The organism is Paenibacillus qinlingensis, from assembly GCF_013204845.1.
Taxonomy (GTDB): Bacteria; Bacillota; Bacilli; order Paenibacillales; family NBRC-103111; genus Paenibacillus_E; species Paenibacillus_E qinlingensis.
On the sequence record NZ_JABMKY010000039.1, the window covers coordinates 47,806 to 59,619 of the forward strand.

An 11,814-nucleotide genomic window follows, 5' to 3' on the forward strand; every position below is an offset into this window, starting at 1 on the left:
CTGCTATTTTATCACATCGCGAATTAAACAAACAACCGATTGTGCAGCAATTCCCTCACCACGGCCCGTAAATCCAAGCCATTCTGTCGTCGTCGCTTTAACATTGACTTGATCCACCTCTGCCTCCAAAGCAGCGGCAATAATTTCAACCATTTGCGGGATATACGGCAGCATCTTCGGTTTCTGAGCGATAATCGTGGAATCTGCATTCCCTAATTTATAGCCCTTCTCCTTCGCTAATTGCCATACCCGCTTCAACAAGACTAAGCTATCCGCATCTTTGTACTCAGCAGCCGTATCCGGGAAATGCTTCCCGATATCGCCAAGACCTAGTGCGCCTAAGATCGCGTCACTAATCGCGTGCAACAGGACGTCCGCATCGGAGTGCCCCAGCAACCCTTTTTCATAAGGAATCGTTACGCCTCCAATGATGCACTTACGTCCTTCTACCAATTGATGAACATCAAATCCATTTCCTACACGAATCATGTGCGTTCCTCTCCCCTTACGTTATGTAAAATCCACTCTGCCCAAGGTAAATCTTCCGGGGTCGTAATTTTAATATTATAATAGTCCCCTTCTACCACGTGTACCGCCGCGCCTAAACGCTCCACTAAACTCGCGTCATCTGTCCCCATGAACTGATCCAGCTGAGCCTTCTCATGCGCCTCCTGTAAGAGAGAAAGACGAAAAGCCTGCGGCGTTTGGATGGCCCACAAGCTTCGTCTATCCGGTGTCGATTGAATGCGCTTATCTGCTGCATCCACAACTTTAATTGTATCTTTGACGGGAACGGCTACGACCGCTGCTCCTATTTCTTGTGCCTTGGTCAGACAATCGAACATATGTTCTTTTTTCACAAAAGGGCGAACACCGTCATGCACAAGCACCCATTGCGTACCCTCTTGTAAAGCCTGGAGCCCTTGTCTAACGGAATCTTGCCTCTCCGCGCCACCCGCCAGCACACATGTCACCTTCGTAAGTGCGTAGCTCGTGACATAGCCGTTACAGCGATTCACATCATCTGCACCCACAACGAGAATAATTTCATCCACTTCATGTATGTTTTGAAATAATTGCAAGGTATGTACCAGAATTGGCTTCTGTCCCAGTTGCAGGTATTGTTTGCTTTCTGCTGTACCCATGCGCGAACCTTTGCCCGCTGCTACGACGATAACTCCTAGCTTCCCCATAAGTCCTCCAACTTGGCGCTTCCAAACGAAAGCTTTCTTCGTAATCATAGGCCCAAGTCAACTTGAAAGAGCTATGTTACATCTCCTTATCATACTGGTTTTACTGTGCTTTTTCCAATAGTTTTGGTTTCGCAAAAATCATCCGCCCCGCCGATGTCTGAAGCACACTCGTTACCATCACTTCCAGCGTCATACCGATGAAATCACGTCCACCTTCAACAACGATCATCGTCCCATCATCGAGATAAGCTACACCTTGTCCATGTTCCTTGCCGTCTTTAATGACTTGAACAATAATTTCTTCTCCCGGTAGGACAACTGGCTTCACCGCATTCGCAAGATCGTTGATATTGAGCACCGATACACCCTGAAGTTCACATACTTTATTAAGGTTAAAATCGTTCGTAATCACTTTCCCTTGAAGCACTTTGGCTAAGCGAACCAGCTTGCTGTCCACCTCAGCGATTTCTTCGAAATCACCTTCATAAATCAGAACCTTCACTTCAAGTTCTTTTTGGATTTTGTTCAAAATGTCCAGTCCACGACGTCCACGGTTTCGCTTCAGTAAATCTGATGAGTCTGCAATATGCTGCAACTCTTCCAAGACGAACTCCGGAATTACCAGGGTACCCTCGATAAATCCGGTTTTGCAAATATCTGCGATCCGGCCATCGATGATGACACTCGTATCCAAAATCTTATGTTCCTCGTACGGACGATGTGTCTGCTTCTCAGGACCTCCAGATCTGCTCTTCGCAATAACCTGCACAAGCTCTTCCCGCTTGCTGTAACCGATACGGAAGCCCATAACGCCCAATACAGCGGATACAAGGAAAGGTAAGAATGGCCCTGCCCATTTGGCTTGCTCAAGCACGGGAAATAACATGACTGAAACCAATAGCCCAATCACGAGCCCTAATGTACCTGATAACAAATCCGATACGGGAATATCCGTGACATTGCGCTCACCTCTCATCAGCAAGTTCATACCAATGTTAGCTACCCACGCTGAAATCAAAAACATCCCTACTGCACATAAACTATTAATCCAAAATACTTGTCCTGCTTGACTTGTCACATCCGTTGTTTGTTGGAACGAATCGCTCCACCTATAACCTAAACTGCCACCCATGATAGCTAAAATGATTTGTACCCATTTCTTCATCACAGATTCACCTCCTGCATCAACTTTTTTTGACCCTTATTACAATTATGTTCCAATTTATGCAACGTTAATCACTTCTTTAGTCGGAAAATTGAAATATTAGAGGGCATCCATTATAATGAAATGGAAGTTACCAACGTACCAGAGGTGGATGGAATGAGCTCCTTGACTTTAAAGCAGTTTCAAGATCAAGTGTCCGAATTGTTACTCCGTCACCGCAGTCTGCTTGATGTCTTATCCAAATTTCAACAGTCAGGCGCAGCTGCCAACCGTTCCGTGGTAAAATCCATTACTGAATGTGGATGTATCCAAGTTCATGCAGCTAAGCAAGAGTATCATCCAGAGATGACCTTGGATGAGGCTAAGGATGTTCTAGGCACCCATGTATCTGGACACTTATGTGAACAATGCATTGAGGTCGTTAGTAGCGAACTGGGTAGGAATCTATTCTACATGTCTGCGCTAAGTAACATTCTTGATATTAATTTGGAGCAAGTCGTTGAGAATGAATCAAAGAAATGTACAACACTGGGCCTATTCAACATGTCATGATGATGAAAACAAAAAAAGCATTTATTTTCTTCCTGAAGGTCAGGAGAAAATAAATGCTTTTTATTTTCGAACAAGGTGCTTAAACGTCAGATTTCACTGAATTCGTGTCGTCAACGCCACGTCTTTTGTTCTTTCTGCGAAGATTACGGAGACGAATGAAGTATCCATCAACGTTTTTTTTTAGGCCGTAAAGAGCGTACATCAAAAGCGGTACGAAAATCATTTTAGAAATGGATTCTGGCCATTTAATTGCAATCAGAATCGCTGCTGCAACGATAATTGGCGTAATCCAAATCGCTGCTTTAGGAATACCCGCTTTTTTGAAATTCGGATATTTCACTGTGCTGACCATTAAGTATGACAATAGAACTGTACTTACGAGAAGCACATAGACGTTGATATCGTTCACGAAAAGAGCTAACGTACAAAGAACACCGCCTGCTGCTGGAATCGGTAAACCGATGAAATAGCCAGGCGTACCGGCAACAACATTGAATCTAGCTAACCGCAGCGCTCCACAGATCGGGAAGATCGCTGTAACAATCCAAGCAAAAGCTGGACTAATGACGGTTGGATCATTAAATGCAACTACATACATGATGAAAGCAGGAGCGACACCGAAAGAGATCACATCGGATAAGGAGTCTAATTCTTTACCAAACTCACTTTGAGCGTTCAACGCTCTCGCAACACGTCCATCGAGTCCATCCAATAGCATAGCGACAATGACAAGAACGGCAGCGATGCCATGTTCTCCACTGAAGGCTAGGATAATCGATAGTACGCCTAGGAATAAGTTCCCTACTGTAAAAAGACTGGGAATTGATTTTGTTAACATATGTTTTTGTCCACCTCTGGATTTACTATACCCTAAACTTGACTACATGAAACCTTAACAATGATACTTTATGATTGTATCCACTTTAAATATGTCTGTCAATGAACACTTGTTCCTGAATTCTTTTGAGACCTTCCTTAATGGCGCGGGCCCTCACTTCTCCGATTCCGTCAACTTCATCCAATTCCTCGATCGTCGCCATCATCATGTGTGGCAAGTAGCCAAATTTCTCCACAAGATTACCAATAATGATAGATGGTAACCGCGGAATTTTGCCTAAAATGCGGAAGCCACGTGGGGAAACTGGCTCTTCAGCAATCGAATTGGTATGAGAATACCCTAGCAAGCGAATAATTTGCTGGGGCTCTAGCAATTCATCCGATGACAGACGCTTCAAACCTGCCTGCATCTCCTTGACTCTTTCTTCAGATAATTCTCGTACATAATCTTTTACGAGCAAACGCGCCTCAAGTTCCGCATTCCCAACAAGTTCTTCTAATTGCATGCTAATTAAGCGTCCCTCATTGCCAAGTTCATTAATATATCGATTTATTTCCGCTTTAATGCGTAAAACCATCTCAAATCTGGCAATGACATTGGTAATATCATGCAAGGTAACTAGTTCCTCAAACTCCGATGCACTCAGATTCGTTAAAGACTGATCCAAAACAACTTTGTAACGTTCCAACGTTTGGATCGCTTGATTCGCTTTGGTCAGGATAACGCCGATATCCTTCAGCGCATACCTTAAATTACCTTGATACAATGTAATGACATTCCGCCGCTGTGAAATCGAAACAACTAATTTATTCGTTTGTTTCGCCACACGCTCTGCTGTTCGATGTCTAATCCCCGTTTCAGACGAGGAAATGGAGGAATCCGGAATCAATTGAGTGTTCGCATAAAGGATGCGCTTGATGTCCTCACTGAGGATAATCGCACCGTCCATTTTGGCAAGCTCATACAAATAGTTAGGCGAGAAATCGCAATTGATGGAGAACCCGCCATCCACGATTTCAGTTACCTCAGAACTGAAACCTACAACGATCAGTCCACCTGTTTTGGCGCGTAAGACATTCTCCAAACCATCACGAAATGGCGTACCAGGTGCTACCAGTTGGAGCAATTGGCTCATCACATCGCGTTTCATCTCTTCTTTACTCATCATTTTCCTCCTGAAGGCTTATAGCTTGCATAACTCACGCTAACCCAGCGCCGCTTTCAATGCCTCAGCCACCGTGTTTACCCCAATAATCTCCATGCCTTTCGGATGTGTCCACCCCTTCAAACTTTTCTCTGGCATAATCACTCTACGGAAACCAAGCTTCTCTGCTTCCTTCACACGTTGATCAATCCGAGATACGCCGCGAACTTCTCCTGTTAAACCGATTTCACCGAACACTACATCAAATGGCTGTGTCGGTTGATCTCGGAAACTGGATGCGATACTAATCGCGATCGCCAGATCCACCGCTGGTTCATCCAGCTTGATCCCACCTGCCACGTTGAGATAAGCATCTTGATTTTGCAAGAACATGCCCATGCGTTTCTCTAATACTGCGATGATTAAGGAAAGACGATTGTGATCAACACCTGTCGCCATCCTTCTTGGAGAGGGGAAATTCGTCGAGGAGACGAGTGCTTGAATCTCGACCAAGACAGGACGCGTCCCCTCCATACTAGCAACAACGGCAGAGCCAGCCACACCAAGTGGCCTTTCCGATAGAAACAACTCCGATGGGTTGTTAACTTCTACGAGACCAACCTCTTGCATTTCAAAGATACCAATTTCATTTGTTGAGCCAAAACGGTTCTTTACCGCTCTTAACACACGATAGGAATGGTGCCGCTCCCCTTCAAAGTAGAGAACACAATCGACCATATGCTCTAGCATTCTAGGCCCCGCTATTGCCCCTTCCTTCGTCACATGCCCGACAAGGACCGTTGCAATTCCCTTACCCTTAGCTATTCTCATAAAATGGCCTGTGCATTCTCGAACTTGCGATACGGTTCCAGGCGCCGAAGTAATCGCTGGGTGAAATACCGTTTGAATCGAGTCAATGACGAGAAAGTCAGGATTCGTTTCTTGTATAGCTTCCTCGATAAGTTCGAGGTTCGTCTCACATAATACGTATAGCAGCGGAGATGACGCATTTAAGCGATCAGCGCGAAGCTTGGTCTGCTTAATGGATTCTTCTCCTGATATATAAAGGACTTTTTGCTGGGCTTGTGTGAGTTCGAAGGACGTTTGCAGAAGCAGGGTTGATTTCCCGATACCAGGATCTCCACCAACGAGGATAAGTGATCCAGGGACTATACCTCCGCCTAGGACCCGATTTAATTCTTTGTTGCTTGTGACAACTCTCGGTTCAGAGCTGCTTTCTATATGTATGATGGGGATCGCTTTTTCTTTCGTTTTGGGAATCGAAGATGTCATACCCTGCGTACGAACGACTGTTTCAATTTCTTCCACCATCGTATTCCAAGACTGACAACCTGGACATTTACCCATCCATTTTGGTGAATCATAGCCGCATTCTTGACAGCTAAATTTGGTTTTTTGTTTACTCATAGAAGAAGTTGCTCCTTAACATGGGGATATCTTTTTTGGCTATCCTTACCATAAAGTTTACCATTTTTATGTTTCTCATGAAAGTGCTGAAGGAAAATAAACGACGACACCTTCCATTTAGGTCGGGAATGGTTATCTAGAATTACTGCCGACTTAAATAAAAAGCATCTCACTCCACCCTCTTCGGATGAAGTGAAATGCTTCTTCACTTTCTCTTATTTCGTTAATGAGACCCCTTCGCCCTTCAGGACAACCAGTTCGCCTTCATTCTCATCAATTGTGAGTGAATCGCCTTTGGAAATATTGCCTCTCAGCAATTCTTCCGACAAGCGATCTTCGATATGCTTCTGAATCGCTCTGCGTAATGGACGCGCACCATAAGTTGGATCGAATCCTTCTTTGGCCAGGAACATCTTCGCTTTATCTGTTAGCAAGAAATCTACTTCCTGCTCTTTTAGACGTTTGCGTAGATCATCAGCCATCAAGCTAACGATTTGTGCAATGTGTGCTTCATCCAAAGAGTGGAATACGATGATCTCGTCAATCCGGTTAAGGAACTCTGGACGGAAGCTTTTCTTCAACTCGCCCATAACTTTATCTTTCATATTCGTATAGTCTCTTCCAGCATCCAGTGCAGCAGTGAAGCCAAGCGAGGAGTTTTTCTTAATCATGTCCGCGCCAACGTTGGAAGTCATAATGATTAGTGTATTACGGAAATCAACGGTACGACCTTTGGAATCCGTTAAACGACCATCCTCCAAAACTTGCAACAGGATGTTGAACACTTCAGGATGTGCTTTCTCGATTTCATCGAGCAGGACAACGGAATATGGCTTACGGCGAACTTTCTCAGTCAGCTGGCCACCTTCCTCATAGCCCACATACCCTGGAGGCGCCCCTACTAAACGGGAAGTTGAATGCTTCTCCATATACTCGGACATATCGATACGAACAACGGCGTTGTCATCTCCGAAGAGGGATTCCGCTAATGCACGTGCAAGCTCGGTTTTACCAACACCCGTTGGTCCTAAGAAAATGAAGGAGCCCATAGGACGCTTCGGATCTTTCAGACCTGCTCTTGCGCGGCGAATCGCACGACTCACAGCTTTGACTGCTTCTTCTTGACCGATGACACGCTCGTGAAGGATATCTTCCATCTTGAGCAAGCGATCTGTTTCTTCTTCAGCAAGCTTGCTAACCGGGATTCCCGTCCAGCTCGCTACGATTTGTGCGATATCATCTGGTGTTACTTCTGTATCCAGACGACCTTGTTTCTCTTTCCACTCATTCTTCGTGGAGTCTAGCTCTTCGCGAAGCTTTTGCTCCGTATCACGAAGGCCTGCTGCTTTCTCGAACTCTTGGCTTTGAACCGCAGCGTCCTTTTCTTTACGGATGTTTTCAAGCTTGCTTTCAAGCTGCTTCAAAGATGGTGGAGTCGTGTAAGAACGCAATCTTACTTTGGAGCTCGCTTCATCGATCAAGTCGATCGCTTTATCTGGTAGGAAACGATCCGTGATGTAACGATCCGACAGCTTTACAGCTTCTTGAATCGCAGCATCTGTAATTTTCACACGGTGATGTGCTTCATAGCGATCACGCAAACCATACAAAATTTGAACGGCTTCTTCAGGTGATGGTTGGTCTACCGTAATCGGTTGGAAACGACGCTCCAGTGCAGCATCTTTCTCAATGTATTTGCGATACTCATCAAGCGTTGTAGCACCAATACATTGAAGCTCTCCCCTAGCAAGTGCCGGTTTGAGGATATTAGAAGCATCAATTGCTCCTTCTGCTCCGCCAGCGCCAATCAAGGTGTGAAGCTCATCAATGAACAATACGATATTACCAGCTTGACGAATTTCGTCCATTATTTTTTTGAGGCGATCTTCAAATTCACCGCGATACTTCGTTCCAGCAACAACAGAACCCATATCAAGTGTCATAACACGTTTATCTTTCAACGTTTCCGGAATTTCATTGTTAATGATCTTCTGTGCAAGGCCTTCCGCAATCGCTGTTTTACCAACCCCAGGTTCACCGATGAGTACAGGATTGTTCTTCGTTCTACGACTCAATACTTGAATCACGCGCTCAATCTCTTTACTACGGCCAATAACGGGGTCCAAATGCCCTTCTTTGGCATACGCAGTCAGATCTCTTGCCAGACCATCCAATGTAGGCGTGTTCACATTTGGATTGGTACCATGACTAGGTGACACTGTTTCGCTGCTGCCTAGCAGTTGAAGAACTTGTTGACGCGCCTTATTCAAGGAAACCCCAAGATTATTAAGAACTCTTGCAGCTACGCCCTCACCCTCACGGATAAGTCCGAGCAAAATATGTTCAGTCCCCACATACGTGTGACCTAATTTTCTCGCTTCATCCATCGAAAGTTCGATCACTTTCTTAGCTCTAGGTGTATAGGCGATGTTCGTCGGCTGTTCTTGTCCTCTGCCAATTAGAGATTCAACTTCATCTTGAATTTTCTCAAGACCTAAGCCGAGCGCAACGAGTGCTTTAGCAGCAATGCCTTCACCTTCACGAATAAGTCCTAGTAAAATGTGCTCTGTTCCAATATTGTTATGTCCTAATCGAACAGCCTCCTCTTGAGCAAGAGAAAGCACCTTCTGCGCACGTTCCGTAAATCTGCCAAACATCATAGCGAACACCTCCAAAAGTAGTATATCTATGGAATTCCTAAAGGATGAATCTTATCTTACTTCTCACTTTTTATTTATACCCTGCCAAACTTCTCGCGAATCAGTTCAGCCCGTCGCATATCTCGCTCTTCGGCATTCAGCTTCTCACCCGCATATTGCTGAAGGAAACCTGGTTGCGTCATGACAAGAAGTTCATTGAGAACATGAGAGGATACATTGTTGATGATACCTAGATCGATACCCAGACGTACATCTGACAGTCGCTGTGCCGCTTCCTTAGAGTCCATAATACCCGCATAGGATAGAATACCAAGGGACCGATTAACACGATCAATGATCCGCATTCTAGACTCTTGTAATAGCTTATGTCTCGCGGCGCGTTCATGCTCTATAATTTGCCTGGCCACACTATATAAATTATCAATGATCTCTTCTTCCGATTGACCTAACGTAATTTGATTAGAGATTTGGAATAGATTACCTAAAGCTTCGCTACCTTCCCCATATAATCCTCTAACCGTCAACCCAACTTGTGTAACTGCGGATAAAATACGATTAATTTGCTGACTAAGCACTAGCGCTGGGAGGTGCATCATAACCGAAGCGCGAATCCCTGTGCCGACATTCGTCGGGCAGCTCGTTAGGTAGCCTCTTTTTTCATCGTACCCGTAATCCATCTGCGTTTCAAAAATATCATCAATCTGATTCGCCAGATCCCAAACCTCTTTAATCTGAAAACCAGGACATAAACATTGTATGCGAAGATGATCCTCTTCATTGATCATGATGCTGATCGATTCATTATCGCTTAAAATAACGGCCCCATTTCTGGATTCGTTAGCTAAATTAGGACTAATTAAATGTTTCTCCACTAGCACCATTCGCTCGAGCTCATTCAGCTCCGCGAGTGGAATGAGCGAGAAGTTGCTTATCGTCTCCAACTCTTCATTCTCAAGAACACCAGATAACTGTTCCAGCACTTCCTGTGATTGTTGATTGGTCGCGAGCATGGGATATGGATAATCTCTCAAGTTACGAGCAATACGGATCCGACTGCTTATGACAATATCCGACTCTGGCCCTTCACCCTTCATCCATTCACTCAAAGCATCTCCTGTAAACCGCTGTAATGTCACTGGATTCACACTCCCTTACAAACTTACATACCCGCGATTTTCTTCTCAATCTCACGAATTTGGTCACGTATCTGGGCAGCCTGCTCGAACTCTTCGCTCTCAATACAGGTCATCATATCTTTCTTCAAAAGATCAATTTCACGCTTGCTTTGGATGATACCGCCACTTCGTTTGGGAACTTTCCCAACATGCATGATATTCCCATGCACTCGCTTGAAAAGAGGATCCAGCTTGACCGAGAAACTCTGATAACAAGATCCGCAACCAAACCGACCTAACTTACTGAATTGCGAGTACGTAAGGCCACAGTTATCACAGCGGATGGCCTGAGACTTTGCCGCGGACAATGGCTCAAAATCAAGTAAACCTGAAAGTAAGTTATGAATCGAAAAGCCGTTCGATGTTCCTGGAATCATCTCGCCCTTCTCGCGGGCACAATTCTCACAAATGTGGAACTCGTTCTTGTCTCCATTCACAATCTTCGTGAAGTGAAGAGTCGCCGGTCGTTTCCCGCATTCCTGACAAACCATTCCATCTGCCTCCTTATCTGCTAAGCAAGGATATCAGCATTGCTTTAAGAATCTTAGCCCGAATTTCATCGCGCAGCGGGAGTTTAAAGGTCAATACATCTCTGGAAATCGCTGCCCGAATCAGGTTAGCTTCTCTGGTGGAAATATAATGCCCCTCTTGCAATTGATAAATGAGCCCCTCTGAGGTGACTTGATCAATGTGGGTATGAATCGTACGGAAAATGTGATCTAGAATAGATCCATGACTCTTGAGCTCGATCTTCTGGATCCGAATATAACCGCCGCCGCCGCGTTTACTCTCCACCACATAGCCCTTTTCCAAGGTAAACCTTGTACTAATGACATAATTGATTTGAGAGGGCACGCATTGAAACTGGTCTGCCAAATCGTTCCGTTGAATCTCGATAGCCCCTTCCGTACTTTGCTGCAGAACATGCTTTAAATACTGTTCTATAATTTCTGATACATTGCGCATCAATTCGGCCTCCCAGATTTCTAGAAGTAAATTGACTTTGACTTTCTTTGACCTTAACTAAATTATAATCATTTCCTTTCTTTTTGACAAGTACTGCTCAAAAATGTCTCCCCCTACAAATCCGATAGCCTTATGTGAACCTTACTATTGTTGACCTTACCTAGGGATTTATTCGAAAGTATTTTAATAAACAACTGTTGATATTGCTTTATTAACCAACATTCTGCTATGTATCACTGATCTAGCTACTTTATTTATGGGTCCTTGGGGTCTAGATGCGCGCATTGATTCCACGGGTCATAATAGATGGAATTTGTACAGTTAATTCGGCTGCATTTGCCACATTGCGCAATATAAATGGATTTTGTACAGTTAATTTCGATGTTGGAGTCTAAAAATGAAAGTTCGCCTGTTTTTAGCTGTAGGTTTTCCATTAAATTCATTTTTTAGGCAAATCGATGACATTACCTGTAGTTTATACAGCTATTCCAGTTCCATCGGGATCTAAACTCATCGATTGAATGCAAAAAAAGAGCTTTACTTGGAGTAATCCAAGTAAAGCTCTTTCAATCGCTTGGCAACGTTCTACTCTCCCAGAACCCTGCGGTTCAAGTACCATCGACGCTGGAAGGCTTAACGGTCGTGTTCGAGATGGGAACGCGTGGATCCCTTCCGCCATCATCACCAAACAGT

Annotated in this window: 11 protein-coding genes and 1 rRNA gene; 1 reads left to right on the forward strand and 11 read right to left on the reverse strand. The window is 44.5% G+C overall.

Going from position 1 to position 11,814, the window contains the following annotated elements; all coding sequences use genetic code 11:
* Window positions 1-3: 3 nt before the first annotated feature.
* Genes ispF through HQN88_RS36145 form a run of 3 tightly spaced genes read right to left on the reverse strand, consistent with a single transcriptional unit; the run spans window position 4 to window position 2,361 of the window.
* Entirely contained in the window at window positions 4-489 is a 486-nt protein-coding gene (gene ispF / locus HQN88_RS36135) for a 2-C-methyl-D-erythritol 2,4-cyclodiphosphate synthase (protein ID WP_173121299.1), read from the reverse strand.
* A complete protein-coding gene (gene ispD, locus HQN88_RS36140; RefSeq protein WP_246320642.1) occupies window positions 486-1,241 on the reverse strand; it encodes a 2-C-methyl-D-erythritol 4-phosphate cytidylyltransferase in 756 nt (251 codons plus the stop codon). Before ispD ends, ispF begins: the two co-directional genes overlap by 4 nt.
* A gap of 52 nt (window positions 1,242-1,293) precedes the next feature.
* Window positions 1,294-2,361, reverse strand: coding sequence for a PIN/TRAM domain-containing protein (locus HQN88_RS36145; RefSeq protein ID WP_420794151.1), 1,068 nt, complete (start codon window positions 2,359-2,361; stop codon window positions 1,294-1,296).
* Window positions 2,362-2,514: 153 nt separating this feature from the next.
* On the opposite strand from HQN88_RS36145, the gene HQN88_RS36150 reads away from it, so the two are divergent.
* Entirely contained in the window at window positions 2,515-2,910 is a 396-nt protein-coding gene (locus tag HQN88_RS36150; protein WP_056618352.1) for a hypothetical protein, read from the forward strand.
* A gap of 79 nt (window positions 2,911-2,989) precedes the next feature.
* Here HQN88_RS36150 and pssA read toward each other — a convergent pair whose 3' ends face one another.
* From pssA to rrf, 8 genes are all read right to left on the reverse strand, one after another.
* Entirely contained in the window at window positions 2,990-3,748 is a 759-nt protein-coding gene (pssA, locus tag HQN88_RS36155; protein ID WP_056618353.1) for a CDP-diacylglycerol--serine O-phosphatidyltransferase, read from the reverse strand.
* A gap of 85 nt (window positions 3,749-3,833) precedes the next feature.
* On the reverse strand, window positions 3,834-4,913 hold the full coding sequence (gene disA, locus HQN88_RS36160) for a DNA integrity scanning diadenylate cyclase DisA (RefSeq protein WP_082595602.1): 1,080 nt from the start codon (window positions 4,911-4,913) through the stop codon (window positions 3,834-3,836).
* A gap of 39 nt (window positions 4,914-4,952) precedes the next feature.
* On the reverse strand, window positions 4,953-6,320 hold the full coding sequence (radA, locus tag HQN88_RS36165; RefSeq protein ID WP_056618365.1) for a DNA repair protein RadA: 1,368 nt from the start codon (window positions 6,318-6,320) through the stop codon (window positions 4,953-4,955).
* Between the two features lie 215 nt (window positions 6,321-6,535).
* Entirely contained in the window at window positions 6,536-8,980 is a 2,445-nt protein-coding gene (clpC, locus tag HQN88_RS36170) for an ATP-dependent protease ATP-binding subunit ClpC (protein ID WP_056618369.1), read from the reverse strand.
* A 74-nt stretch (window positions 8,981-9,054) separates the two neighbouring features.
* A complete protein-coding gene (locus HQN88_RS36175) occupies window positions 9,055-10,116 on the reverse strand; it encodes a protein-arginine kinase McsB (protein WP_082927216.1) in 1,062 nt (353 codons plus the stop codon).
* A gap of 23 nt (window positions 10,117-10,139) precedes the next feature.
* Entirely contained in the window at window positions 10,140-10,646 is a 507-nt protein-coding gene (locus HQN88_RS36180) for a protein-arginine kinase activator protein McsA (RefSeq protein WP_173121303.1), read from the reverse strand.
* A 13-nt stretch (window positions 10,647-10,659) separates the two neighbouring features.
* Window positions 10,660-11,121: a CtsR family transcriptional regulator gene (locus tag HQN88_RS36185; RefSeq protein WP_056618373.1), complete on the reverse strand. Its 462-nt coding sequence runs from the start codon at window positions 11,119-11,121 to the stop codon at window positions 10,660-10,662.
* 572 nt (window positions 11,122-11,693) lie between these two features.
* Window positions 11,694-11,810: ribosomal RNA gene (gene rrf, locus HQN88_RS36190) — 5S ribosomal RNA — on the reverse strand.
* Window positions 11,811-11,814 lie beyond the last annotated feature (4 nt).